Raw genomic sequence first — 25,185 nt, forward strand, 5'->3', positions numbered from 1 at the left:
GGAGATTTTCCATGCGTATCGTCCTGGACCTCCAGGCCTGCCAGTCGCCCAGCAGGCTACGTGGGATCGGCCGCTATTCCCTGGAACTGGCGAAGGCCATGGCGTGCCGACCGCGCGGCCACGAGATCGTCGTCACGATGAACGGTGCGCTGAGCGACACCGTCGAACCGATACGAACCGCTTTCGACGGACTGGTTCCGTGGGAGAATATGGTGGTTTGGTCGCAGCCGGCCGGTGTCAGCTTCCTGACCGGCGAGAGCTGGTGGCGCATACAGGCGGCCGAAGCTGTCCGGGAGCGTTTCCTGCAAGGCCTGCGTCCCGACATCGTCCATGTGACGAGCCTGTTCGAGGGAATGTACCATGACGTGACGACCTCGGTCGGCGCCACCGTGAGCAGCCTGCCTACCGCCATCACCCTTTACGATCTGATCCCTCTGGCCAACCCCGAGGTTCTGCCGGAAGATCCGCGCAGCCTGGAGTGGTACTCGCGCAAGCTGCTTTCGTTGCGCCGTGCCAATCTGCTGCTGGCGATCTCGGATCACTCGGCCCGGGAAGCGCTCCAGATGCTCGACCTTGGCGGCGATCATGTCAGGACGATCTATTCCGCAGCCGACCCCAAGTTCTGTCCCGCCGATCTGTCGCGACCCGAAAACGATGCCGCAAGGTCGCTGAAGAAGCGACTCGGCATCACACGCCCCTTCGTGCTGTTCGTCGGGACGGTAGACGCCCACAAGAACCTCGCCGGCATGCTGGAGGCCTATGCCAGATTGCCGCGCGACATGAGGAAGAGCCATCAGCTCGTCCTGGTCTGCGTTGTCAACCCGCCCGACCGCGTCCGGGTGCCGATCATGGCGCGAGAAGCCGGCCTGTCCGAGAACGATTACGTGCTGACGGGTCAAGTCCCCGATACCGATCTTGTGGAACTCTACCGCCAATGCCGCCTGTTCGTCTGCCCGTCGCTCCGCGAGGGCTTTGGGCTGCCGGCCCTTGAGGCAATGGCTTGCGGAACGCCGGCCATCACGTCGGACACTACAAGCTTCCCCGAGGTGGTCGGCCGCGCAGACGCGATGTTCGATCCTCGCTCCGCGGAGGCGATCTCCTCCAGGATGACCAAGGTGCTGGGCGATCCGGGGCTGCTGGCGGAGCTGTCGCGGCATGGTCTGGAGCGCGCCAAGCATTACAGTTGGGAAGCTACCGCCAGCAAGACGCTGGATGCCTTCGAGGAACTGCACGAGCGCCGCAACCGAGCAGCTACGGGCAACAGGGTGCAGGCCATACTGCCGACGAGACGTCCCCGTCTTGCTCTGGTAGGGCAGCTGCCGCCCGCGCCTTCTCGCGTCGCCGAATGGTCCGCAACTATGCTGGCCGATCTGGTCCGGCACTACGACGTCGAATGCGTTACGCCCCAGCAAACCATCCTTCGTCCGTCCGGCGGCGGCGGCACGCCGGTCAGGACGCCGGAATGGCTCGTCATGAACGCTTCGGCCTTCGATCGTGTGGTCTACGCGTTGGGAGACGATGCGACCTGCCTGCCCTGGATGCTCGACACGCTACAGCGGGTTCCGGGAACCGTCGTTCTGCATGACAGAGGCATCGCACGATCGCTGGCGACGCTGGAGGCCGAAACCGGCGAACCGCTCCTGCTGCGACAGGTATATCTTTCCTACGGCTGGACCGCGGCAGCGGAGGCGGCGCGCTCGGGCGACATCTTGGCCACGGCGGAAAAGTACGCGTGCCTGACCGGGATCGCCGCGATCGCCACCGGAGTCATCCGCCTTTCCGACGGAGCGCGGCAGAAGCCGGACCAGGACATCGCCGACCTGATCGAACTGGAACGAGCAGCCACCGCGGCCGTGATCGTCGAAGCGATCGAGAGACAATCACAGAACGCACGGCTGTCGATCCTGCAACGCCTGAGCGAGGACATCGTCGCCATCGAAGCCCCCGAGGTTCCCGGCGGAGCGGATTGGGAAACGATCGTGCGCTGTGGCGCCGAGAACCTGCCCGGTGTCGGCCGACTGCGCCAGATCCTGGTCGACGTTTCGGAGGTCAGCCTGCGCGATGCCGGAACCGGCATCCAGCGCGTTGCCAAGAATATCCTGATCGAGCTTATCAAAAAGCCACCCGTCGGCTTCAGGGTCGAGCCCGTGATGGACGACGGCAGCGGAACGCTGCGCTATACCCGCGCCTTCGCGGCCCGAATCATGGGCATACCCGACCTGGGGCTGCCCGAGGATCTGGTGGATACACGAGTCGGCGATATCTTTGTCGGCCTCGACCTTGCCTCCCACCTGATCGAGGGGCGGACGGCGCTGAATCGGAGTCTGCTGCTGCGCGGCATCCGCAGCTATTTCGTCGTCTACGACCTGCTGCCGCTGATCCAGCCGGACTGGTTCGTCCCCTTCCACCATTTCCGCATTTGGGTGGAACAGATCGCGACGCATTGCGAAGGCTTGCTCTGCATCTCGCGCTCGGTTGCCGACCAGCTTTTCGACTGGTTGCCGAACCTCGACGTTCAGCGTTCGACCCCGCTCCGGATCGGACATTTCCATCTCGGCGCCGATATCGGAAACGCCTCTCCTCATGCCGAAGCGGAGGAACCCGGAGCCGACGTGACGCGGGTGTTGCGCAGCCGCCATCCGGTATTCCTGACTGTCGGCACCATAGAACCGCGCAAGGGTCATGCCCAGGCGCTTGCCGCATTCGAACAGCTCTGGTCGGACGGATGCGAAGCCGAACTCGTTATCATCGGCAAACAGGGCTGGAAGGTCGAAAAACTCGTCGAACGGATAAGTAGCCATCCACAACTCGGAAAGCGGCTTCACTGGTTCGCTCGGGCGTCGGACGCCGACCTCAATGCGCTCTACGACGGATGCACGGCTCTGTTGGCGGTGTCGCTGGATGAAGGTTTCGGCCTGCCGCTGATCGAGGCGGCGAAGCACGGGCAGGCCATCCTTGCTCGGGACATCCCAGTGTTCCACGAGATAGCCGGTAAACACGCGACATATTTCTCCGGCACCAGCGGGCGAGATCTGGCCGACGCGCTCCGTCTGTGGATGCGCCGCGATGCCGAAGGCGGCACACCGACCACCGCCGACATGCCATGGCTTACTTGGGAGCAATCGGCGGCGCGTTTTACCGAAGTAATCTTCGACGGCCGCTGGGACGCGGCATATCACGCCGACCGGCAAGGTTCCGACCGGAAGCAGCTACCTGCATCGTCCAAACCTGCAGGATCCGAGATAAAAATGAATGAAACGAAGGTCGCGGAGGAAGTAGATTAAATTGGAGCGATATACACATAAGGAATATGTCATAACCCCAATGAACCTATAACTGCCCATCTCCATCACAGAGATCAAAAGCGTAATCGCCTTAACCCCATGAACCGGCGCAACCGTATCGTGTTTATGGCACTGTCGCGCCGATTCGGTTTTTTGCGAACGCTTCTGTGAGAGAGTCATTGACGGCCCAAGTTGATAGTTACCGTCTGCCGCGTACAGCAATGAGGATCCTCCGCGGTCCCTTCATGAAGAATGTCGCGGTTCTGGCGTCTGGCACCGCCATGGCCCAGGTTCTGACGGTCCTGGCCTATCCAATTCTGATGCGCCTGTACAATCCGGACGACTTCGGCCTGTTCGCGCTGTTCGGCGCACTCAACATGACCTTCGTCGCCGTCGCCAGCGGCCGCTACGAGCTTGCCATCGTCATGGCGAAGACGGAGGAGGATGCCGCCAACCTTCTGGCGCTGACCCTGGCCATCGTCGGAGTGGTCAGCGTCGCCTCCGGCTTCGCGGTATGGGGTTTCGGCGACGATATGCTCGCCCTGATGGGCTACCAGGAGTTGGGTGCGCTGCTGTGGTTCCTGCCGCTGATGATCCTGACGACGACGATCGCCCAGGTGCTGAGCGTCTGGGCGACGCGCCATAAAGCCTACAAACGAATCTCGATGTCCACCATCAGCCGGTCGGTCGGGGTGGCGGCGGCACAGATCGCCGCCGGCCTCGTCGGCATGGGTGTCGACGGGCTGGTGCTCGGCATGATCTTCGGCACGGTGGTCAGTGCCGTCATTGTCGCGTGGCAGCTCATCCGGTACGACCTGCCGTCGCTCCGGCTGGTAATCAACTGGCCGGCCATGAAGCGGCTGGCGAAGACGCATTTGGATTTTCCGCTCTACAGCATGCCGCAGGCGCTGCTGTCCACCACGACGGTAACCGTGCCGTCGATCCTGCTGACGGCCCTGTTCAATCCCTACGTGGCGGGCCTCTACTGGTTCACCTATCGCCTGTTCGAGATGCCGATCACCCTGCTGGGCGACGCGACCCGCCGGGTCTTCTATCAGCGGGCGGCCGAGATGTACCACAAGGGCGAGGACCTGACGGATATCTTCATCCGGACCACCGGCGGACTGGCGGCCATGGTCGCCTTGCCGGTTGTCATCATGTTCGTGGCCGGCCCCTGGATCTACGCGGTGGCGTTCGGCGACGCTTGGCGGGAGGCCGGTGTCTTCGCGCAGTGGATCGTGATCTGGTGGGCCATGCGCTTCATCAGCCTGCCCGCCCTGATGCTGGTGCCTGTCCTGAACATCCAGCGCAAGTTCCTGATCCTGGAGGTCGTGACGCTGGTGCCCCGCTTCCTGGTGCTGCCGGCAGCAGCCTGGGTTTCCAACGTCGATGTCGCCATCGCCGCCTATTCCATAGTGGGCTTCCTGTTCCACTTCTTCTCGGTGATGCTGGTCTGGCGGGCGGTCAGGGATCACCGCGCCGCCCTGGTACAAGCCGCGACCTCCTGACGAGACTTCCTGACTGGGGATGCCCGGGCCGTCCGCGACCCGGGCGCTCATCCAACTTCAGGAAATTCGACTTTCGGAAATCCAATTTTCGGAAACTTGGGCATAAAAAAAGCGCCGCAACGTTGAGGTCGTTGCAGCGCTTTTTTTCGTATGGCCGTTACCTGATGGAGGGATGGTGCGGTCGAGAAGACTCGAACTTCCACGGGGGTTAGCCCACAGCGACCTCAACGCTGCGCGTCTACCAATTCCGCCACGACCGCATGTCTCATCCGCTTCCACAAGCCGGGGCTTGCTTCAGGCGTGCGGGGGGAATACCAAATCCCGGTGCCCCGATCAAGCGAATGAAGCAGCTTTTTCTAAGAAAACAGGATCACCCATGACAGCCTCCCTTCACCCGGCCCGGTTGCCGGAGGGAACAGCCCCAGATAGCCGCCCGTCCGATCGCCTCCCTGTCGAGTGGCGGATCAGCGACGAACCCGTCCCCTATCCGGAGGCGGTCGCCGAGATGGAAGCGCGGGCCACGGCGATCCGGGAGGGCACGGCGCCGGAACTGGTCTGGCTGCTGGAGCACCCACCCCTCTACACGGCGGGCACCAGCGCGCGCCCGGCGGATCTCCTGGAGCCGGAGCGGTTCCCGACCTACCAGTCGGGCCGGGGTGGCCAGTACACCTACCACGGGCCGGGCCAGCGGGTGGCCTATGTGATGATCGATCTGAAACGTCCCCGGCGGGGACTGGAGGGGCCGGATATCCGCGCCTACGTCAACCGGCTGGAGGAGTGGCTGATCCAGACTTTGGCCCAGTTCAACGTCAAGGGCGAGCGGCGCGACGGTCGGGTCGGCATCTGGGTCGATCGCGGGCCGTATGGGGGGATCAAAGGGCACGAGGACAAGATCGCGGCGCTGGGCGTGCGGGTCCGCCGCTGGGTGACGCTGCACGGCGTCGCGCTGAACGTCGATCCGGATCTGAGTCATTTCGCAGGCATCGTACCCTGCGGCATTAGCGAGCACGGCGTCACCAGCCTGCATGCGCTGGGGCATCTCGTCACGCTGCCCGAAGTCGATCTGGCGCTTCGGGCGGCGTGGGAGGACGTCTTCGGGGAGTGATCCTCCCCGGTCTTTCTGTCGGACTCAGTCGCGGAACGGGTCGGTCACCAGAATGGTGTCGTCGCGCTCGGGGCTGGTCGAGACCATCGCCACCGGCGCTTCGATCAGTTCCTCGATGCGGCGAATGTACTTGACCGCCGTGGCCGGCAGATCGGCCCAGCTCCGGGCGCCCTGGGTGCTCTCGTTCCAGCCTGGCATCGTCTCGTAGACCGGCTCGACACCGGCTTGCGCGGACTGGCCGGCGGGGAAGTGGCTCAGCTCCCGCCCTTCGTAGCGGTAGCCGACGCACACCTTCAGCTCGGAGAAGCCGTCCAGCACGTCCAGCTTAGTCAGGGCGATGCCGTTGATGCCGCCGACCTTGACCGCCTGCCGGACCATCACGGCGTCGAACCAGCCGCAGCGGCGCTTGCGCCCCGTCACGGTGCCGAACTCGCGGCCCCGTTCGCCCAGCCGCTCGCCATCGGCATTGAGCTGCTCGGACGGGAACGGGCCGGAGCCGACGCGGGTGGTGTACGCCTTGGTGATCCCCAGCACGTACCCCACGGCTCCCGGCCCCATACCCGAACCGGTCGCGGCGTTGCCGGACACGGTGTTGGAAGAGGTGACGTACGGGTATGTGCCGTGATCAACGTCGAGCATGGCGCCCTGAGCGCCTTCGAACAGGATGCGTTTGCCAGCGCGCCGCAGCTCGTCCAGCTTTTCCCACACGACGGCGGCATAGGGGCGGACCAGAGGGGCGACTTCACGCAGGCTGTCCAGCAGCTGGGTGCGGCCGACCTCTTCCGAGCCCAGGCCGCGCAGCAGCGCGTTGTGGTGGAACAGCAGCTTGTCGACCTTCTCCTCCAGCACGGCCTCGTCCGCCAGATCGCACAGGCGGATCGCCCGGCGGGCGACCTTGTCCTCATAAGCCGGGCCGATGCCGCGACCCGTCGTTCCGATCTTGAGGGTGCCGAGCGCCTCTTCCCGCGCGCGGTCGACGGCGCCGTGGATCGGGAGGATCAGCGTGGCGTTCTCGGCGATCAGCAGGTTCTCGGGCGAGATCTCGACGCCCTTCTGCCGGATCGCGTCGATCTCGCGCAGCAGCGCCCAGGGATCGACCACCACGCCGTTGCCGATGACCGACAGCTTGCCCGGCCGCACCACGCCCGACGGCAGCAGGCTCAACTTGTACTCGATGCCGTTGATCACCAGCGTGTGGCCGGCATTATGGCCGCCCTGGTAGCGCACCACCACATCGGCCCGGCTGGACAGCCAGTCGACGATCTTGCCCTTGCCTTCGTCGCCCCACTGGGAGCCGACCACCGCTACGTTTGCCATCGTGTCTCTCCACGCGTATCAGCGGAGAAGGCGCAAGACCTCCTCCGGCATCCCGGCCGGGCGGCGTGAGCCGCCTCCCGGCCACCTAAACTACATCAAGCGGCCGGAAGAATCCCGCCGCCGGTGAAAATATGGGTGCAGTGCAGCCGGCGCGCCTCGGCCGCCGGTTCGTCGAAGCTTTCCAGAGCACGGACCGTCACCCAGCCTTCCGACCGCAGCCTTGCGCCGTCGGATTCCTGCGTGTCGAGCGGCAGGAAGACCCTCGGGCTTGGCGCCGGATCGGGGACGGCGCGCAGGACGGTGTCCAGATACAGGGTGAAGCCGGTCGCCGGTTCGCCCTGGGAACCCGGCTTCCGGGCACCCGCGCGATAACGTCCGCCGCGCCCCAGTTCACCGCTGACCCCGCGCGAGAACAGGGTGAAGCTGATGCCGGTCTGGTACTCGAAGCCCCGGTGCTCGACCGGATCGACCGTCAGCATCAGGCGGGGAGCACCGGCGCGGATCAGCCGGACGACCTCGGTCAGCCTTTGCCGGTCGCCTTCGGCGGCCTCCGGCAGGTCGAGTGCCGCCAGCAGTTCCACCGCCCGGTCGGCGGGACCGGAGGCCCGCATCAGGCTTGCCAACAGGTCGGCCGCCTTGCCGCCGACGGCCGCGACTTCGGCCGCATCCTTGCGGTCGAGGGCTTGGCGCAGCCGGGCCGTCTCGTCGTCCGGCAGGTCGAGCGCGCGGCAGACCGCCGGCACCAGGGTCGGCACGTTGAGATCGACCGAGATGTTGTTGACACCGACGGCGTCGAGGGCGCGGTAGGCCAGCAGCACCACTTCGGCGTCGGCGGTCGGAAGCAGGGTCCCGATCAGCTCGACGCCGACCTGACCGAACTGCCGCTCGGGACGAAGCTGCGACCCTTTGACCCGGAGCACCTGTCCGCCATAGCTCAGCCGCAGGGGACGCGGCTCGTTGGCGAGCCTCGTCGTCGCGATGCGCGCCACCTGGAGCGTCATGTCGGGGCGAAGCGCCAGCATGCGCTGGGACACCGGGTCCATCAGCCGGAAGGTCTGGGTCGCCATCGCGGCGCCCGGTCCCGACAGCAGGCTGGCTTCGAATTCGATAAGCGGCGGCTTGACCCGGTCGAAACCGTTCAGCGCGAATTCCGCCATCAGTTTTTCCACGATGGTAGCCTCGAACGCGGCTTCACGCGGAAGCACGTCATGGAGGCCGGCGGGCAGCAGCGCTCTGTTGATCGGGTCGGTCATGCCGGTTACGGGGTCCTGGGGTCCTGATTGAGATTTGGACATACCGGGGCCGCTAAGTATCGGAATCGGTCCCGCCGGGCAAACGGAAAAGGGTCGCGGCAGCCATGGCCTCCGCGCGGCACCGCTCGGACTCCAGCCGCGGGATCGCGTGAACCATTGGACAAGTGAGGCACTTCGTCCTAAGACTCCGGCGCTTCAATGAGGCATTGTCCTTCCAGGGGCAAGGTCCAGCCCGCATCCCGCATAATCCCGCTTCGCCGCAGGCCTGCCGGTCATGCGCTCCATCACGAGGACGAAGTGACATCGCCGGAAATGGTTCGGCCGGTTTTCCATATAATCGGCATATTGCTGGCTGTGCTGGGAGTCGGCATGCTCGTCCCGGCACTCTTGGACAGCGCGATCGGACATTCCGACTGGATCGTCTTCGTGACTTCCAGCGCCATCACCATCGGCGCGGCAGGCGCCTTGTACCTGGGCACCAGCGGACCGATCGAGCGCTTCGGAGTCAAGCAGACATTCCTGCTGACCACCATGGCCTGGGTCGTCCTTGCGGTATTCGGCGCACTGCCTTTCATGATGTCCACGACGCAGCTCGATTTCACCGACGCCTTCTATGAAGCGATGTCAGGGCTGAGCACGACCGGGGGCACCGTGATCGTCGGGCTGGACAACGCGCCGCCGGGCGTCCTGCTCTGGCGGGCCCTGCTCAACTGGTTCGGCGGCATCGGCATCATCGTGATGGCCATCGCGATCCTGCCGGTCCTGCGGGTCGGCGGCATGCAGCTCTTCCGCACCGAGTCGTCGGATCGCGGCGACAAGCCGTTCGCCACGGTCAGGGACACCGCCAACGGCATCACGCTGACGTATCTGGGCCTGACGGTGTTCTCGACCGTTCTGTTCAATCTCGCCGGGATGGACTGGTTCGACGCCGTCTGCCACGCGATGGCGGCGGTCTCGACAGGCGGCTTTTCGACCAAGGACGCGTCCCTGGGATACTTCGAGTCGATCCCGATCCTGTGGGTCGCAGTCGTCAGCATGATTTCCGGCGCGGTGCCGCTCACCTACTATATCAGGCTGCTGCGCAATTTCGGCGGTGCCGCGCTGGCGGACAGCCAGGTATGGACGCTGATGGGCATCCTGGTCGTATCGGTCGGCGCCATGACCGGCTGGGCCTATTTCGAAGTCGGATTGGAGTTCGTTCCGGCGCTCAGTCACAGCGCCGTCAACGTGGTATCGATCATCACCGACACGGGCTTCGTTTCGACCGACTACAGCACCTGGGGCGGTTTCCCCATGGTCACCTTCTTTTTCTTCTTCTTCATCGGCGGCTGCACCGGATCGACCTCCGGCTCGATCAAGATCTTCCGCTGGCAGATCCTGTTCGGGTCGATGCAGGCGCAGATGATCCGGATGCTTCAGCCGCACCGGGTCGTCGTGCGCACCTATAACGGCAAGCCCGTGCAGCCGGACGTGGTCGACGGCGTCATCAACTTCGTCTTCGCCTATATTCTCTCCTACGTGATCCTGACGCTGATGATCGCCGCGACGGGATTGGACATGCTGACGGCCTCAAGCTCCGTCGCCTCGGCACTGGCCGGTGCCGGACCCGGCCTGGGCCCCGTCGTCGGACCGGCGGGCACCTTCGCGCCGCTGCCCGACGCAGCCAAATGGGTGCTGTGCCTCGCGATGCTGCTGGGTCGGCTGGAGGTCTTCACCGTGATCGTCCTGTTCACCCGCACCTTCTGGAGAAGCTGACCTCTTCGCGAAACGCACTGTTTGTGCTTCATGGGGTCGCAGCCCCCCCAAGACCCTGAAGAAGGCTCTCACTGATGTCCAAGGCACCGACCATCGCAGCACTGGCCGCCGATCTGGCCGGCGGCCGCACCACCAGCGTCGCCCTGACCGAAGCGGCGCTCGACCGGATCGCCGACCCGGCCGGCGAGGGCGTCAGGACCTTCACCCATGTGGACAGGGCGACGTCACTGGCTCAGGCCGAGGCCAGCGACCGCCTCCGCGCCCATGGGATCGTCCCCTCGCCGCTCGCCGGCCTTCCGGTCTCGGTCAAGGACCTGTTCGACCTCGCCGGTCAGGTCACGACCGCCGGTTCGGTCGTCCTCAAGGACAGCGCCCCGGCAAAAGTGGACGCGCCGGCCATGGCACGCCTGCGGGCCGCGGGAGCGGTGCTGATCGGGCGCACCAACATGACCGAGTTCGCGTTTTCCGGGTTGGGGATCAATCCGCATTACGGCACCCCCGGCAACCCGTTCGACCGCAAGCGCATCCCCGGCGGATCGTCGTCCGGTGCCGCCGTTTCGGTCGCCGACGGCATGGCGGTCGCCGCGATCGGTTCGGACACCGGCGGATCGGTCCGCATTCCTGCCGCCCTGTGCGGCCTTGCCGGGTTCAAGCCGACCCAGTCGCGGGTGCCGCGCGACGGTGCGGTCCCGCTGTCATGGACGCTCGACAGCATCGGTCCGCTTGCCGCCTCGATCGCCTGCTGCGCCGTGGTCGATGCCGTGATGGCCGGTGAACCGGCCCATGCTCCCGAAGCGCTGCCGCTGGCCGGCTTGAGGATCGGCGTTCCGGAGCAGATCGTGCTGGATGGCCTGGACGCCACGGTTTCCGCCGCCTTCTCCCGCACGCTGACCCGCCTGTCGCAGGCCGGCGCCCATTTGAGCGACCTGGACATGCCGGCCCTGATCCGGATCGCCGAGGTCGGCGGCAGGGGCGGTTTCGCCGCCCCCGAGGCACTCGCCTGGCACAAGAGCCTGCTGGAGCACCGCGGCTCGGAATACGATCCGCGCGTATCGGTCCGCATCCGGCGCGGCGCCGAGCAGTCGGCCGTGGACTACATCGAACTACTGGCGGCCCGTAAGGCGATCATGGCGGAAGCGGTCGAGCAGACCCGCGACTTCGACGCCCTGCTGCTGCCGACGACCCCTATCGTCGCACCCCGGTTCGACGAAGTGGCCGACGATGCCGGATACACCAGGCTCAACATCATGGTGCTCCGCAACCCGTCGCTCTTCAACTTCCTCGACCGGCCGGCGGTCACCCTGCCCTGCACCACCGACGGCTTGCCGGTCGGCGCGATGCTGGTCGGCAAGCGCCACCACGACCGGCGCCTGCTGGCCATCGCCCGCGCGGTGGAGCCGGTGATCGCCGGTTGACCATCGGAAGGGCGCGGCGGTCATATCAACGTCCGCCGCGCCCTTCCGCCGACGACTCAGGCCGGGATTACCTTATCCCGCTTCAAACGATCGAACAGGTCGGTGAAGCTGTCCGGTGTGCTCTGATAGTCGAGGAAGCCGGCCTTGCGGCTCTTGGTCATGTCGGTGACGACTTCCATCGGCCGGCCGAGGTCGGCGTCGGTGTGCCACCAGGACGCCAGCCGGCCCAGGTCGCTCTCGATCAGCCCATGGCGCTCGGCGATCTTCTTCCAGACCGGTGCCGTATCCGCCATCGTCCGCTCCAGCGGCTGGGCGCTTCCGCCATAGGGCGCGGGTTCGACGCCGAAATAGCCCGCGATCCGGGGCCACAGCCATTTCCAGCGGAAGACGTCGCCGTTGACGACGTTGAAGTCCTGGTTGCGGCCGGCCTCATTTGTCGTCGCCCATTCCAAATGACGGGCGAGCAGCCGCGCGTCGGTGATGTCGGTCAGGGCGTTCCACTGGGTCGGCGAACCGGGGAAGGCGAAGGGGATGCCGGTCTCCCGGCAGATATTGGCATAGACCGCCAGCGTCACGCCCATGTTCATCGCGTTCCCGAGGGCATAGCCGATGATGGTATGGGGGCGATGGACGCTCCAGGTGAAGCCCCGCCGCGAAGAGGCGGCGAACACTTCGTCTTCCTGGGTGTAGTAGAAGTTCTCGACGTCCTGGCGCCCCTGCTCCTCGCGGAACGGAGTTTCCGGCACGGCGCCAGCGCCATAGGCCTCGAACGGGCCGAGATAGTGCTTCAACCCGGTCACCAGGGCGACGTGCGACAGGCTCGGCGCGTTCCCGACGGCATCCAGCAGGTTGCGCACCATCCCGCCGTTGACCCGGCAGTTCTCCGCTTCGGTCGCTTGGCGCGCCCAGGCGGAGATGAAGACATGGCTGACGTCCAACCCGTCCAGGGCCGTCCTGGTCGCCTCGGCGTCGGTCAGGTCGGCCGCGATCGGCTTGAGGTCGGCTTGGCGGAACGAGGGCCGCCGGGCCAGACCGTGGACGGTCCAGCCCTGCGCCAGCAGGCGTTCGGCCAAGTTGCCGCCGACGATACCGCCAGCGCCGACGATGAGTGCCGCCTTGGACATGGAATTCACTCCAACTTACTTCGGTATGGATATTGATCGTGATCTGGGGATCGGGTTTTCGGCCTGCGTTCAAAGGCTCGTTGACGGGAGAACACGCGCCGGTCGCTTAGGTGCCGGAATGGCAGCCATTCAGCCAAGACCGCGAAGAACCGTTTCTTGCGGGTCGATGGCGGAGTGACGCTGGCCATTGCGTAAAGCCTAGCCGTGTAAAGCCACGCTTTCTCTTCATGGCTGATCAACCACAGCATGAGGAAACCTAGCAGCCTCGGTATCGTTACCGGAACGACATCAGAAGGTCCCCCTCCGAAGACTCCGAGGTGACAACATGCGTGGCAAGCGGCGGCGTCCCATCCTAATCATGACGGGATTGCTCAATCTCCTCATGGGCTTGGCCCTGGCTGTCGGAGGCGTCTGGCTGATCGCCCTGGGCGGCTCCTGGTACTATGCGATCGCGGCAGCGGCCTTCCTGCTGACCGGTTTCCTGCTGATAAAGGGCCGCCCGGCGGCGCTCCTCGTCTACGCCCTGCTCGGCATCGGGACGCTGGCCTGGTCCGTGTGGGAGGTCGGTCTGGATTGGTGGCCGCTGGCGGCGCGCGGCGCCGTGATCTTCGTCGTCGGCCTGTGGCTCCTGACCCCCTGGGTCACCCGCGCGCTCGACGCCGGCCAAGGCCGCGTCTCGGCGTTGCGCGGTGCGGGACTGCCGCTGACGGCGACCATCGCCGTCGCGGTGGTGCTGGCGGTCGTTTCCTGGTTCGGCGAACCTCACCGGATCGAGGGCAACGCTCCCGGCATCCGCGCCGAGGTGCCGGCCGATCCGTCCGATGTTCCGCCCGGCGAATGGCATGCCTACGGACGGACCGGCCATGCCCAGCGCTACTCGCCGCTGGACCAGATCACGCCGGAGAACGTCTCCAAGCTCGACGTCGCCTGGACCTATCATACCGGAGACGTCAGGGGCCGCCCTGGCGATCCGGAGGAGACGACCTTCGAGGTCACGCCACTCAAGATCGGCAACCGGCTGTTCCTGTGCACGCCGCACCAGAACGTCATCGCGCTGGATGCCACGACCGGGTCCGAGATCTGGCGCTACGACCCGAAGATCCGCAGCGAGCTGGCGCTCCAGCACCTGACCTGCCGGGGCCTGTCCTATCACGCCGCCGCTCCCGCCGCCGCCGCAGGAAGGGATGGTGCCGAGCCTGCCCCCGAGACGGCGGAACAGACGGCGCCGGGAACGACGGCGGCGCCTGGAGGCTCGACCGTCCTGGACCTGCCGGTCGCATCAGCCGAAGCCGCGACGGCGGACGATTGCCCGGCGAGGCTTTTCATGCCGACGGCCGACGGCCGCATCATCGCCCTGAACCCGGAAAACGGCGCGGTCTGCACCGGTTTCGGCGGTGGGACCGGCCAGATCAACCTCTGGCGGAACATGCCGAACGTCAATCCGGGCTCTTATTACTCCACCTCGCCGGTGGTTGTGACCAAGGACCTCATCGTCGTCGGCGGCACGGTGCTTGACAACGTTTCGACCAACGAGACGTCGGGCGTGATCCGGGCCTTCGACGTCGATACCGGAGACCTCGTCTGGAACTGGGATTCTGGCAATCCGGACGAGACGGCCCCGATCGGCCCTGACCAGAGCTACACACCGAACTCGCCGAACAGCTGGTCGATCCTGAGCGTCGATGAAAATCTGGGCATGGTCTATATCCCACTCGGCAACCAGCCGCCGGACCAGTGGGGCGGGAACCGCAGCCCCGCCGTCGAGAAGTTTTCGTCCTCGGTCGTCGCGCTCGACCTTGCCACCGGTCAGGTGCGCTGGAACTTCCAGACCGTCCATCACGACCTCTGGGACTACGACGTGCCGGCGCAGCCGAGCCTGATCGACCTGACCGTGGACGGGCAGACCGTCCCGGCATTGGTCCAGCCGACCAAGCAGGGCGAGCTCTTCGTCCTTGACCGCCGGACCGGCGACCCGGTCCTGCCGGTCACCGAGAAGCCGGCTCCGCAAGGGGCGGCGGAAGGCGACCACACTGCGCCGACGCAGCCGGTCTCCGCCCTGTCCTACGACCCGCCGCCGCTCGCGGGACGGGACATGTGGGGCGCCACGATGTTCGACCAGCTGGCGTGCCGGATCTCGCTGAAGAAGTTGCGGTACGAAGGCCGCTTCACGCCACCCTCGACGCAGGGCTCCCTCATCTATCCCGGCAATTTCGGCGTCTTCAACTGGGGCAGCGTCGCGGTCGATCCGAGACGGCAGATCGCCTTCACGACCCCCACTTATCTCGCCTTCGTCTCCCAGCTCATCCCCCGCGCGGACGACAAGACGCTGTACGTCCAGGGAGAGAACCGTCCGGAACAGAGCCTGCCCGCCCTCAACGAGAACTTCGGCGCGCCGTTCGCGATCAAGCTGGGACCGTTCGTCTCGGTGCTGGGACTGCCGTGCCAAGCTCCCCCCTGGGGCTATGTCGCTGCGGCGGACCTGACGACCGGCAAGGTGGTCTGGCAGCATAAGAACGGCACCGTCCGCGACGCCTCGCCGCTTCCGCTGCCGTTCACGATGGGCGTGCCCAACCTCGGCGGACCGATCATGACAGCGGGCGGCGTGGCGTTCCTGTCCGGCACGATCGACTACTATGTGCGGGGATACGACGTCACGACCGGCGAGCAACTGTGGGAGAGCCGCCTGCCGGCCGGCGGTCAGGCGACGCCGATGACCTATCTGGGAGAAGACGGCCGCCAGTTCGTGTTGGTGGCGGCCGGCGGTCACGGCTCTCTCGGCACCAAGGCCGGCGACGCCGTCATCGCCTATGCCCTGCCGAAGCAGTAGCAGTCCCATGTACCCGCTGGGTGCGATCGCACCCAGCGGGCCTGAGCGGTCAAAGCGGCTTCAGGTTCGCCTCGATCTGCTTGCGCCGTCCTTCCAGGAACGGCGGCAGCGAAAGCTTCTCGCCCAGCGCATCCATCGCCTCGTCGGTCGCGAAACCGGGACCGTCGGTGGCGATCTCGAACAGGACGCCGTTCGGCTCCCTGAAGTAGAGGCTGCGGAAGTAGAACCGGTCGACCGGACCGCTGGACGGCAGCCGGACCTGGTTCAGCCGGTCGGCCCAGGCCTCGTAGTCGGCATCGGGGATGCGGAACGCCACGTGATGGACGGCGCCCGCCCCCTGACCCGCCGGCTCCAGGTCCGGCTGAACCGCGACGTGAAGCTCGGCCGCGGCACCGCCCTGTCCCATCTGGTAAACGACGGTCCGCGAGTCGGCGGTATCGGGCGTCCGGTATTCCCGCACCTGTTCCATGTTCAGCACCCGGCGCACGACCAGATCGGTCGGCTTCAGGTCGGGAACGCTCATGGTGATCGGTCCGAGGCCCCGGATCTGGTATTCCGCCGGGATCGGGCTGCGGTCCCACGGATGCGCCGCACCGGCGCCGCCGTCGTCCACCAGACTGAGCCGTTGGCCTTCGAAGTCTTCGAAGTCGAGCACCAGCCTGGTGTCGCGCTCGACGATGTCGGCGTGCCGGACGCCTTCTGCCTCGAAGCGCTTCTTCCACCATTCCAGGGTGCCATCGCCGGCGACCCGCAGCGCCGTGCGGGTGATGCTGTGGGTGCCCCGCCGCTCGCGTCCGACCGGCCAGTCGAAGAAGGTGATGTCGCTGCCGGGAGAAGCCAGGGCATCGGCGTAGAACAGATGGTAGGCGCTGACGTCGTCCTGGTTGACCGTCTTCTTGACCAGACGCATGCCCAGCGTCTTCGTGTAGAAGGCATGGTTGCCCGAGGCATCGGCGGAAACGGCGGTCAGGTGATGGATGCCGGTGAGTTGCATGATCAGATTTCCTTCGCTGAATTACTGTCGAGCCATGCCTTGGCGAGCGTCACGTCCGCCTGGGACAAGCCATGGCCGACCGGCAAGATCCTATGTTCCACGGCGGCTCCGGCCCCTTTCAGGATGGCAGCCAGCCGCCCGGCGTTCTCGGTGGGCACGATGGGGTCGCCGGAGCCCGAGAGCAGCAGCACGCCCTTGCCGGCAAGGTCCGCCGCCGGTGGTTCGCTCAGCGGCACCATCGCCCGCAGCAGCACGGCCCCGGCCAGCGCTTCGGGCCGCAGCATCAGGACGGCGGCCGCGATATTCGCCCCGTTGGAGAAACCGACGGCTATGGGTGCTGCCAGTCCATAGGCTTCGCGGGCCTCGGTGATGAAGTCGGCAAGCTCGTGAGCGCGGCGCCGCACGTCGGCCTCGTCGAAGACGCCCTCCGCCAGCCGGCGGAAGAACCGGGGCATGCCGCCTTCCAGGACCTTGCCGCGCGGCGACAGTAGGGCCGAGCCTTCCGCTATCATGCGGCCGAGCGGCAGCAGGTCGTTCTCGTCGCCGCCGGTGCCGTGAAGCAGCAGGAGCGGCGGACGGCCGGCGCCGGGCGCCGGCTCGAACCGATGGACGAAGGACAGGCGGGTGTCAGTCATATCAAGTCTCCAGTCGGCCGGTTCCCTGGCCGGAAAAGCTCAGGAAGAGACGGCTCAAGCGAGGGCGGGCAGAACCGCCTCGATCTCTTCGCGCCGACGCTCAAGGAACTTCGGCAGTTTCAGATCCCGTCCCAGCGACGCCTGCGGCTCGTCGACCGCGAAGCCGGGCTCGTCGGTGGCGATCTCGAACAGGATGCCGCCCGGCTCCCGGAAATAGACGGACCGGAAGTAGTTGCGGTCCTTCTGCTCCGTGGGTTGGATACCGTGGTTCTCGCGCAGCTTCTTGACCATTTCCGCCTGAGCCCGATCGTCGGCGGCGCGGAAGGCCACGTGATGGACCGATCCCTTGCCCATCCGGGCCGGCAGGAAGCCGCCAGCGCTCCGGATATCGACGATCCCGCCGATGGTGGTATCTGCGACCTTGTAGCGGGTAACGCCATTCTCGGTAGCGCCCTGCGTGAACCCGAAGACATCGGTCAGGATCGCACCGGTGCGTTCGCCGTTCTCCAGCAGCAGGCTGATGCCCTGGAAGCCCCGGATCGCGTTCTCCACCGGGATCTCGCCGGCCGTCCAGGCGGCTTCGCCCTCGATGCCGGGAGACGCCACCAGAGCCAGCCTCATGCCGTCCGGATCGCGGAAGGGAAGCACGGTTTCGCCGAACCGCTTTTCCGGAGTCTCGTGGCGGACGCCCTTCTCAAGGAAACGATGGGTCCAGTAGCCGAGCGAGCCGGCCGGGACGCGGAACACCGTTTCCTGCGTTTCTCCGATGCCGAGCCGGCCGGGCGCCGCATGTTCCCACGGGAAGAAGGTCAGGATCGTGCCGGGGCTGCCCGCCTCGTCGCCATAGTACAGGTGATATGTTCCGGGATCGTCGAAGTTGACGGTCTTCTTGACCAGCCGAAGTCCGAGCATACCGGTGTAGAAGTCCAGGTTGCGATGGGTCGAACCCGAAATGGCCGTTACGTGATGGATGCCGTTTCCGCGCATTGTCTTTCCCTCCACGGGGTGGGGAGCGACGGGGCCGCCCCTTGCATGAGTCGAAGATAGGCGCGCGGACGCCGCAAACCTATGGCTTGCCCATTGCACTGGCGCAATGATATCTATGCGATTATGCTATAAGCGTTGCATCCAGGGAATTTCGGAAGAGGAAACGCGTGGGAGAGCCGTTCAAGGATCTGGCCTGGGACGACTTCAGGCTGGTCAAGGCCATCGCCGACGCCAAGGGTCTGCCGGCTGCCGCCGCGCGCCTGGGCATCAACCACTCGACCGTTTTCCGCCGCCTGCGCCAGATAGAGGCGGCGCTTGGCGTCGCCCTTTTCGAACGGCACCGGCTGGGCTATGTCGCGACCGCGGCAGGCGAGGAGATGGTCGCCCTGGCGGACCGGCTGGACGAGGACATTACCGCCTTCACCCGCAAGGTCTCGGGACGGGAGCTATCGCCGGCGGGCGAATTGAGGGTGACGACCAACGACACGCTGCTGGTCCATCTGCTGACGCCGCTGTTCGCCGCCTTCCTGCGGCAATGTCCGGAGATGCGTCTGGATGTCGTGCTCAGCAACCAACCGCTCAACCTGTCGAAACGCGACGCCGACGTCGCGATTCGGGCGACCGACAATCCGCCGGAAACCCTGGTCGGACGCCGTGCCGCCCGCATCGCATGGGCGCTCTATGGCCGTGCCGCCGACTTCCCCGACCCCGGCGCAATCCCGATCGAGCGCCTGTTCGACCGCCCCTGGGTCGCCCTGGGTGAAGATCTGGCAGCCATGAAAGCCGTCCGCTTCGTCCGCGAACATGTGCCTCCGGAGCGGATCGCGTACCGGACGAACACCGTCCTTGGCCTGGGCGAGGCGGTGGAGGCCGGGATTGGGATCGGCCACCTGCCCTGCTTCATCGCCGATGCCCGCCCCGGTCTGGTCCGCCTTGCCGAACCCGATCCTGAGCTTGCGGCTGATCTATGGCTGCTGACGCACCCCGACCTTCGCCATGCGCCGCGCGTCCGCATCTTCCTCGACTTCCTGGCGGCGGAGATCGCCCGTCAGCGCCGGCTGATCGAAGGCTCGCTCGGCGGATCGTCCGGCCTATCGCTGCCGAGCGTCATTTCACCGGAGCCGTCGGCAGGATAGTCAACTCGTGGACGTCGACATGAGGCGGCTGCGACAACGCGTAGACGACGCTGCGGGCAACGTCTTCTGGCCGTAGCGCATCCGACGGCGGAGCGTCGAAGAAAGGCGTGTCCACCATTCCGGGCTCGATCAGGGTGACCCGAACGCCCGTTCCGCGCAACTCCTCCCGCAGGCCGTAGCCGATGGCGGAAACGGCCCATTTGGTCGCCGCATACATGGAACCGGCCAGCACCCGCCGGCCCGCAACCGAACCGGTGATCACGACATGGCCGCGCGCCGTCTTCAGGTGCTCCAGTGTAACCTGGAGCGTGTAGGCGACTCCCAGGATATTGACGTCAACCATCTTGCGCCAGCTCTCCGGCGCCGCCGCGGAGAAACCGCCGGGCTGACCGCCGGTACCGGCATTCGCGAAGACGGCATCGATCCGGCCGAAGCGCTCGAGGGCGGCTTTTGCCATACGCCGCTGGTCTTCGTAGTCGGTAACGTCGCAGGCGACGGCGACGGCGCGGTCTTCCCCGATCTCCCCGACCAGCGCCTCGAGCTTGTCGGCGGAACGGGCGACGAGAACGAGGTTCCATCCCTCGCCGGACGCCGCGCGGGCCGTAGCGGCGCCGATGCCGCTCGATGCGCCGGTGATGAGCAGAACCTTGGCGTCGGCCATTACGTAAATCCTTAATCTGGTTGTGCCGGCTATTTGGTAATGCCGGGGACGGGAGGCCCCCGACGCCCGGTCGCTGCCGCGGAGCGATCGTCATGGGTCCTCGTTCAGAACGCAGGTCTCGCGCCCCGGTTCCGCTCGAAGCGCCGCGTTGCACATGCTCCAGCGCGATCTTCGCGCTCCGGCCACCGGCGCCACGTCTCTATTGGATATCCTGCTGATAAGTTTGCAGGGAAACGGGTGTACGGAAGACCTAAGATTTTAAATCCAGTGTTATGTCGTTGCGGCGACAAATACGAGTTATTATGACGAACGACTGGCTTTCTGCCAGATGGCAGTAACGATCTCGTTGCACCACCTTCACAAAATATTGATTCTATTGCTTCCTATGATCCACTCCTGACTTCTAGATAAATTACAAACGACGGCAGAGCACAAAGAACAATTTAAACGAGCAAAACAGTGGATGGTAGTGTGACAATTCCAAAAATTCTTCATTATTGTTGGTTCGGGCGATCCCCCCTCAGCGAGCTAAGTGTTAGATGCTTGGAAAGCTGGCGGGAAGTAATGCCCGAGTATTCGATCGTACAATGGAATGAGGACAATCTATATTCCGAAAGCCCCTACGTGAAAGCCGCTTATCAAAAGAAGAGATATGCCTTCGTCGCGGATTATATGCGCCTCTGGGCGCTCTACAACGAGGGTGGGATCTACATGGACACCGATGTCGAGATGGTAAAGCCATTCGACGATCTGCTTGGCGAGAAGATTTTCCTCGGCCGTCAATCGCCGACCAGCGTCGGCGTCGGCGTGATCGGTGCGACCAAGGGGCACCCTTTCCTGAAACGGATCATGGACAGCCTGGACGCGGAAGCGATGTCGGGAAGGATCACCTTCATGCCCCTCCCGGAACTGGTCGATAGTCTTCTGGCATCCTCCGGGAACGAGGACATCACGATCCTTCCGGAAGACTGCTGCTATCCCTACAATCCCTATAGCCCCGAGGTCATCCGGCGGAAGCCCCTGCTGTCCAACATGTCGGACAAGACCATCTGCGTTCACCATTGGGAAGGAAGCTGGCTGGGCGAAATCTCCCTCAAGACCATGCTTCACCTGCGGATCAGGCACACGATCGGCAAGGCAAAGGCAAAGGTCAGGACGCTGTCCTTCCGCCGGTCCACCTGAGATGGTCAGGGCGCGTCCGGGTGCATTCGGCTCTGGCGGATGACGTATACCGTCCCGACGGCGACCATCAGCGCCAAGCCGTACCAGGTGAGCGCGTAGACCAGATGATTATTGTGGAACTTGATGACGGTGAGGCCACCGACCGGCCAACCCGGTCCATCTGATGCGGCATCGGCATCGATGAAATACGGCGCTACATCGGTCAGGCCCCGTGCGGCGGCGATGGCCTCGACGTCGCGCGAAAACCAACGTTCGGCGGCGGGGTCGTTTGACCGAAGCAGCATTCCGCCCGGCTCGGTTATCCGGAGCAGGCCGGTGACCGTCGTTTCGCCAGCGACCATTGCCGCCTGACGGGACGCCGGCTCGCGCCGGTCGGGCGGGACGAAGCCGCGATTCACCAGCACGATAGATCCGTCATCCAGCCGCAGCGGGGTCAGTACCCAGAAGCCGGGGCCGAGTTCCGTCGAAGCCGTCACCAGCGTTTCGCGGTCGTTCAGGAAAGTCCCGCTGACGCTGACGTGCCGGTACTCGTGGTCGGCAGCGGTAACCCCAGTCCATTCCTCCCGGCCCGGCGCCGCGACCGGCGGTGCATGAACGCGCGTTTCGATCCGCTGGATCAGGTCGAGCTTCCATGACCGCCGCTCCACCTGCCATGTCCCCAGCGAAACCAGCACGCAGAAGACCAAGACCGCGGCGACGCCGAGGCGGATCAACGACGCTTTGGAGGGCCGGCGGTCCCCGGCGGCATCCGGCCCGAAATCGTCGAGGTCTGCCGGTTTCCTTGCCGGTTGCATGGAGGACCGCCGCGCGGACGTGCTACGGATGTCCGCCCGTCAGGGCATGCTGCGCATATGCGCAGGCGACATCGGCATCATGTTGGCATCCAGGTGCGACATCACCCACAGCGAACCGGCCAGGGTGATGACGACGAGAATGGAGGTGAAGATCAGCGCCAGCACCGTCCAGCCGCCCTCCGACTTCGAGTTCAGGTGCAGGAAGTAGACCATGTGGACCACGATCTGCACGAAGGCGAAGATCAGGATGACGACCGCGCCGACCATGGGGTTCCGGAAGACGTCGTAGATCACGATCCAGAACGGGATCGCGGTCAGGACAGCCGACAGAAAGAAGCCGATCAGGTAATCCTTGAACGAACCATGATGGGCACCGGCATCGTCGTGGTCGTCCGTGTCGTGATGCTCCACGGTATTCTGCCGCTCGCTCTGCGCGCTCATGCGAGAAGGACTCCCATCAGGTAAACGAAGGTGAACACGCCGATCCAGATCACGTCCAGGAAGTGCCAGAACATGCCCAGGCACAGCAGCCTCCGGCGGTTCTCCGGGATGAACCCGCGTTTCGGCAACTGGAACATCAGCGTGACCAGCCAGATGATGCCGAACGTCACGTGCAGCCCGTGGGTGCCCACAAGGGCGAAGAAGGCGGACAGGAAGGCGCTCCGTTGCGGTCCTGCGCCCTGTTCGATCAGGTGGTGGAACTCATAGAGTTCGATGCCAAGAAAGCCGAGGCCGAAAAGGCCGGTGACGCCGAGCCAGAACAGCGTCAGCCCCATCCGCCGCTTTTCCACTTCCAGCATCGCCACGCCATAGGTGATCGAGGAGAACAGGAGCAGCGCCGTGTTGAGCGCGATCAACGGGAGGTCGAACAGATCAGCCGGCGACGGGCCGGCGGCATAGTTTCGGCCGAGGACGCCATAGGTCGCGAACAGGACCGCGAAGATGAGCGCATCGCTCATGAGGTAGATCCAGAAGCCGAGCATCGTGCTGCTTTCGGCATGATGCTCTTTGGTCTCGTAAAAGACCGGGGCTTCCGTGCCGCCTGCCGAGGCGTGTGCGGGGACGTCTTGCGGCACGATTTTGGCCGCAGTGTCCGCGGTTCCGGGATGGGCTGTCATGTTCGTCCGCCTACTCCGCCGCGAGCGCTTGGTTGCGCCTGTTTTCGGACCTCATGACCTCCTCGGCCGGAATGTAGAAGTCGCGCTTGTAGTTGAAGGTATGGGCGATCGCGACCACCAGCAGACCGATGAAGGAGGCGGCGGCCAGCCACCAGATGTACCAGATCAACGCGAAGGCGAGCACGGTGCTGAGGCCGGACAGGAAAATCCCCGTGCTGGTGTTCTTCGGCATATGGATGGGTCGGTAGCCCTCGGTCGGCCGGCTGTGGCCCCGCCGCTTCATGTCCCACCAGGCATCCAGGTCGTGAATGACCGGCGTGAACGCGAAGTTGTAGTCGGGCGGCGGCGACGACGTGGACCATTCCAGCGTCCGCCCCTGCCAGGGATCGCCGGTGACGTCGCGCAGTTCGTGCCGCCTCATGAAGCTGACCACCATCTGGATGATGAAGGTGGCGATGCCCAGTGCTATCAGGCAGGCGCCGAAGGTCGAGATCATGAACCAGATCTGAAGCGACGGATCGTCGAAGTGGTTCAGCCGGCGTGTCACGCCCATCAGCCCCAGCACGTACATAGGCATGAAGGTGAAGTAGAAGCCGGTCAACCAGAACCAGAACGACGTGGCTCCCCAGAAATGGTCGAGCTTGTAGCCGAAGGCTTTCGGCCACCAGTAATTGATGCCAGCCATCAGGCCGAACACGACACCGCCGATTATGACGTTGTGGAAGTGGGCGATCAGGAACAGGCCGTTGTGCAGCACGAAGTCGGCCGGAGGCACGGCCAGCAGCACGCCGGTCATTCCACCGATCACGAAGGTCACCATGAAGCCAATCGTCCACAGCATCGGGACCTCGTACCGGATGCGCCCGCGATACATCGTGAACAGCCAGTTGAAGATCTTGGCGCCGGTCGGGATCGAGATGATCATCGTCGTGATGCCGAAGAAGGCGTTCACGCTGGCGCCGGACCCCATCGTGAAGAAGTGGTGCAGCCAGACCAGATACGACAGGATGGTGATGACCACGGTCGCGTAGACCATGGACGCGTAGCCGAACAGACGCTTGCCGCAGAAGGTGGAAACGACTTCCGAAAAGATGCCGAAGGCGGGCAGGATCAGGATGTAGACTTCCGGGTGGCCCCAGATCCAGATCAGGTTGATGTACATCATCGGATTGCCGCCGAGATCGTTCGTGAAGAAATGGGTCCCCACGTAACGGTCGAGCGTCAGCAAAGTCAGGGTGGCGGTCAGCACCGGGAATGCGGCGACGATCAGGATGTTGGTGCAGAGCGTCGTCCAGGTGAACACGGGCAGCTTCATCATCGTCATGCCCGGCGCCCGCATCTTCACGATCGTCGCGATCAGGTTGATGCCCGACAGCGTCGTGCCGACGCCGGCCACCTGCAATCCCCAGATGTAGTAATCGACCCCCACTCCGGGACTGTACGCCGCCCCCGACAGCGGCGGATAAGCCAGCCAGCCGGTCCGGGCGAACTCGCCGACGAACAGGGACAGCATGGTGATCGCGGCGCCGCCGGCGGTCATCCAGAAACTGAAATTGTTCAGGAACGGGAAAGCGACGTCGCGCGCACCGATCTGCAACGGCATGACGAAGTTCATCACGGCCGTCACGAGCGGCATCGCGAAGAAGAAGATCATGATCACGCCGTGGGCGGTGAACACCTGATCGAAATGGTGCGGCGGCAGGTAGCCCTCGTTCGGGCCGAACGCGATGGCTTTCTGCGTCAGCATCATGATCGCGTCGGCAAAGCCGCGCAGCAGCATCACGATCGCCAGGATGCCGTACATGATGCCGATCTTCTTATGATCGACGCTGGTGAACCACTCGTTCCAGAGATAGCCCCATTTGCCGAAATACGTCACGGCACCCAGCAGGGCGATGCCGCCCAATGCCACCGCGACGAAAGTCATCAGCAGAATGGGGTCGTGATAAGGGATCGCCTCCCAGGTCAGCCGTCCGAAGATGAACTGCTGGACATCAGGATCTGAGAACATTCAATCTGCCCATTCCGATTACTGCGAGACCAAGTTTTGCAAGGCTAAGTGTTGTAGGGCCGCTTTCTTGCGGCTTCTC

General features: G+C 64.8%; 19 protein-coding genes and 1 tRNA gene. 8 read left to right on the forward strand and 12 right to left on the reverse strand.

From position 1 onward, the window contains the following. Positions 1–11 precede the first annotated feature (11 nt). Positions 12–3,284, forward strand: a complete 3,273-nt coding sequence (locus tag N826_RS39955) for a glycosyltransferase family 4 protein (protein ID WP_052831186.1) — start codon at positions 12–14, stop codon at positions 3,282–3,284. Between the two features lie 245 nt (positions 3,285–3,529). Then, complete coding sequence (locus N826_RS13265; RefSeq protein ID WP_169789345.1) at positions 3,530–4,792, forward strand: oligosaccharide flippase family protein; 1,263 nt, start codon at positions 3,530–3,532, stop codon at positions 4,790–4,792. 173 nt (positions 4,793–4,965) lie between these two features. On the opposite strand, the gene N826_RS13270 is transcribed toward N826_RS13265, so the two are convergent. Then, a tRNA-Leu gene (locus N826_RS13270) sits at positions 4,966–5,052 on the reverse strand. A 116-nt stretch (positions 5,053–5,168) separates the two neighbouring features. On the opposite strand from N826_RS13270, the gene lipB reads away from it, so the two are divergent. After that, positions 5,169–5,897 (forward strand): lipoyl(octanoyl) transferase LipB, encoded by a 729-nt coding sequence (gene lipB / locus N826_RS13275; RefSeq protein WP_044429491.1) that lies wholly within the window; start codon positions 5,169–5,171, stop codon positions 5,895–5,897. Positions 5,898–5,921: 24 nt separating this feature from the next. Here lipB and N826_RS13280 read toward each other — a convergent pair whose 3' ends face one another. Both N826_RS13280 and N826_RS13285 read right to left on the reverse strand, forming a co-directional pair. Continuing rightward, a complete protein-coding gene (locus N826_RS13280; RefSeq protein ID WP_044429493.1) occupies positions 5,922–7,214 on the reverse strand; it encodes an adenylosuccinate synthase in 1,293 nt (430 codons plus the stop codon). Positions 7,215–7,309: 95 nt separating this feature from the next. After that, positions 7,310–8,467, reverse strand: coding sequence for an ATP phosphoribosyltransferase regulatory subunit (locus N826_RS13285; protein ID WP_044429495.1), 1,158 nt, complete (start codon positions 8,465–8,467; stop codon positions 7,310–7,312). A 369-nt stretch (positions 8,468–8,836) separates the two neighbouring features. Here N826_RS13285 and N826_RS13290 point away from each other — a divergent pair, with 369 nt between their 5' ends. Further along, positions 8,837–10,222: a TrkH family potassium uptake protein gene (locus N826_RS13290; protein ID WP_052831230.1), complete on the forward strand. Its 1,386-nt coding sequence runs from the start codon at positions 8,837–8,839 to the stop codon at positions 10,220–10,222. Positions 10,223–10,296: 74 nt separating this feature from the next. Further along, positions 10,297–11,637 carry an amidase gene (locus tag N826_RS13295; RefSeq protein WP_044429498.1) on the forward strand — a complete coding sequence of 447 codons (1,341 nt, stop codon included), beginning with the start codon at positions 10,297–10,299 and terminating at the stop codon, positions 11,635–11,637. Between the two features lie 56 nt (positions 11,638–11,693). Here N826_RS13295 and N826_RS13300 read toward each other — a convergent pair whose 3' ends face one another. After that, complete coding sequence (locus tag N826_RS13300; RefSeq protein ID WP_044429499.1) at positions 11,694–12,761, reverse strand: SDR family oxidoreductase; 1,068 nt, start codon at positions 12,759–12,761, stop codon at positions 11,694–11,696. Between the two features lie 325 nt (positions 12,762–13,086). On the opposite strand from N826_RS13300, the gene N826_RS13305 reads away from it, so the two are divergent. Beyond that, positions 13,087–15,588: a glucose/quinate/shikimate family membrane-bound PQQ-dependent dehydrogenase gene (locus N826_RS13305; RefSeq protein WP_044429501.1), complete on the forward strand. Its 2,502-nt coding sequence runs from the start codon at positions 13,087–13,089 to the stop codon at positions 15,586–15,588. A gap of 49 nt (positions 15,589–15,637) precedes the next feature. Here N826_RS13305 and N826_RS13310 read toward each other — a convergent pair whose 3' ends face one another. From N826_RS13310 to N826_RS13320, 3 genes are read right to left on the reverse strand one after another with little or no spacing between them, the layout of a single operon-like run. Continuing rightward, positions 15,638–16,582, reverse strand: coding sequence for a ring-cleaving dioxygenase (locus N826_RS13310; protein ID WP_147040738.1), 945 nt, complete (start codon positions 16,580–16,582; stop codon positions 15,638–15,640). A gap of 2 nt (positions 16,583–16,584) precedes the next feature. Next, on the reverse strand, positions 16,585–17,217 hold the full coding sequence (locus N826_RS13315) for an alpha/beta hydrolase (RefSeq protein ID WP_044429505.1): 633 nt from the start codon (positions 17,215–17,217) through the stop codon (positions 16,585–16,587). Between the two features lie 54 nt (positions 17,218–17,271). Beyond that, complete coding sequence (locus N826_RS13320) at positions 17,272–18,204, reverse strand: ring-cleaving dioxygenase (RefSeq protein WP_044429507.1); 933 nt, start codon at positions 18,202–18,204, stop codon at positions 17,272–17,274. 167 nt (positions 18,205–18,371) lie between these two features. Between N826_RS13320 and N826_RS13325 the strand changes: the two genes are divergently transcribed. After that, the gene (locus N826_RS13325; protein WP_044429509.1) at positions 18,372–19,340 is read left to right on the forward strand and encodes a LysR family transcriptional regulator; all 969 of its coding nucleotides are present in this window, start codon (positions 18,372–18,374) and stop codon (positions 19,338–19,340) included. Here the strand turns inward: N826_RS13325 and N826_RS13330 are convergent. Next, a complete protein-coding gene (locus N826_RS13330) occupies positions 19,312–20,001 on the reverse strand; it encodes an SDR family oxidoreductase (protein ID WP_044429510.1) in 690 nt (229 codons plus the stop codon). The two genes, N826_RS13325 and N826_RS13330, sit on opposite strands and share 29 nt — an antisense overlap. Positions 20,002–20,472: 471 nt before the next feature. On the opposite strand from N826_RS13330, the gene N826_RS13335 reads away from it, so the two are divergent. Then, positions 20,473–21,183, forward strand: coding sequence for a glycosyltransferase family 32 protein (locus N826_RS13335; RefSeq protein ID WP_280178470.1), 711 nt, complete (start codon positions 20,473–20,475; stop codon positions 21,181–21,183). A 5-nt stretch (positions 21,184–21,188) separates the two neighbouring features. On the opposite strand, the gene N826_RS13340 is transcribed toward N826_RS13335, so the two are convergent. The 4 genes from N826_RS13340 to cyoB are packed head-to-tail and all read right to left on the reverse strand — an operon-like array spanning position 21,189 to position 25,106. Beyond that, on the reverse strand, positions 21,189–21,977 hold the full coding sequence (locus N826_RS13340) for an SURF1 family protein (RefSeq protein WP_044429514.1): 789 nt from the start codon (positions 21,975–21,977) through the stop codon (positions 21,189–21,191). A 39-nt stretch (positions 21,978–22,016) separates the two neighbouring features. Next, entirely contained in the window at positions 22,017–22,418 is a 402-nt protein-coding gene (gene cyoD / locus N826_RS13345) for a cytochrome o ubiquinol oxidase subunit IV (protein WP_044429516.1), read from the reverse strand. Beyond that, positions 22,415–23,095 (reverse strand): cytochrome o ubiquinol oxidase subunit III, encoded by a 681-nt coding sequence (cyoC, locus tag N826_RS13350; RefSeq protein ID WP_084720727.1) that lies wholly within the window; start codon positions 23,093–23,095, stop codon positions 22,415–22,417. The genes cyoD and cyoC overlap by 4 nt, the downstream gene beginning before the upstream one ends. 10 nt (positions 23,096–23,105) lie before the next feature. Next, positions 23,106–25,106: a cytochrome o ubiquinol oxidase subunit I gene (gene cyoB / locus N826_RS13355; RefSeq protein WP_044429519.1), complete on the reverse strand. Its 2,001-nt coding sequence runs from the start codon at positions 25,104–25,106 to the stop codon at positions 23,106–23,108. Positions 25,107–25,185 lie beyond the last annotated feature (79 nt).

Source organism: Skermanella aerolata KACC 11604 (assembly GCF_000936425.1).
Classification (GTDB): Bacteria; Pseudomonadota; Alphaproteobacteria; order Azospirillales; family Azospirillaceae; genus Skermanella; species Skermanella aerolata.

What these genes read in the sequence shown, in the direction of transcription:
- lipB (WP_044429491.1), top strand. Translation starts at nt 5,169, where the DNA reads ATGACAGCCTCCCTTCACCCGGCCCGGTTGCCGGAGGGAACAGCCCCA.
- N826_RS13295 (WP_044429498.1), top strand. Translation starts at nt 10,297, where the DNA reads ATGTCCAAGGCACCGACCATCGCAGCACTGGCCGCCGATCTGGCCGGC.
- N826_RS13265 (WP_169789345.1), top strand. Translation starts at nt 3,530, where the DNA reads ATGAAGAATGTCGCGGTTCTGGCGTCTGGCACCGCCATGGCCCAGGTT.
- N826_RS13280 (WP_044429493.1), bottom strand. Translation starts at nt 7,214, where the DNA reads ATGGCAAACGTAGCGGTGGTCGGCTCCCAGTGGGGCGACGAAGGCAAG.
- N826_RS39955 (WP_052831186.1), top strand. Translation starts at nt 12, where the DNA reads ATGCGTATCGTCCTGGACCTCCAGGCCTGCCAGTCGCCCAGCAGGCTA.
- cyoB (WP_044429519.1), bottom strand. Translation starts at nt 25,106, where the DNA reads ATGTTCTCAGATCCTGATGTCCAGCAGTTCATCTTCGGACGGCTGACC.
- N826_RS13310 (WP_147040738.1), bottom strand. Translation starts at nt 16,582, where the DNA reads ATGCAACTCACCGGCATCCATCACCTGACCGCCGTTTCCGCCGATGCC.
- N826_RS13340 (WP_044429514.1), bottom strand. Translation starts at nt 21,977, where the DNA reads ATGCAACCGGCAAGGAAACCGGCAGACCTCGACGATTTCGGGCCGGAT.
- N826_RS13330 (WP_044429510.1), bottom strand. Translation starts at nt 20,001, where the DNA reads ATGGCCGACGCCAAGGTTCTGCTCATCACCGGCGCATCGAGCGGCATC.
- N826_RS13285 (WP_044429495.1), bottom strand. Translation starts at nt 8,467, where the DNA reads ATGACCGACCCGATCAACAGAGCGCTGCTGCCCGCCGGCCTCCATGAC.
- N826_RS13315 (WP_044429505.1), bottom strand. Translation starts at nt 17,217, where the DNA reads ATGACTGACACCCGCCTGTCCTTCGTCCATCGGTTCGAGCCGGCGCCC.
- N826_RS13290 (WP_052831230.1), top strand. Translation starts at nt 8,837, where the DNA reads ATGCTCGTCCCGGCACTCTTGGACAGCGCGATCGGACATTCCGACTGG.
- cyoC (WP_084720727.1), bottom strand. Translation starts at nt 23,095, where the DNA reads ATGACAGCCCATCCCGGAACCGCGGACACTGCGGCCAAAATCGTGCCG.
- N826_RS13300 (WP_044429499.1), bottom strand. Translation starts at nt 12,761, where the DNA reads ATGTCCAAGGCGGCACTCATCGTCGGCGCTGGCGGTATCGTCGGCGGC.
- N826_RS13320 (WP_044429507.1), bottom strand. Translation starts at nt 18,204, where the DNA reads ATGCGCGGAAACGGCATCCATCACGTAACGGCCATTTCGGGTTCGACC.
- N826_RS13305 (WP_044429501.1), top strand. Translation starts at nt 13,087, where the DNA reads ATGCGTGGCAAGCGGCGGCGTCCCATCCTAATCATGACGGGATTGCTC.
- cyoD (WP_044429516.1), bottom strand. Translation starts at nt 22,418, where the DNA reads ATGAGCGCGCAGAGCGAGCGGCAGAATACCGTGGAGCATCACGACACG.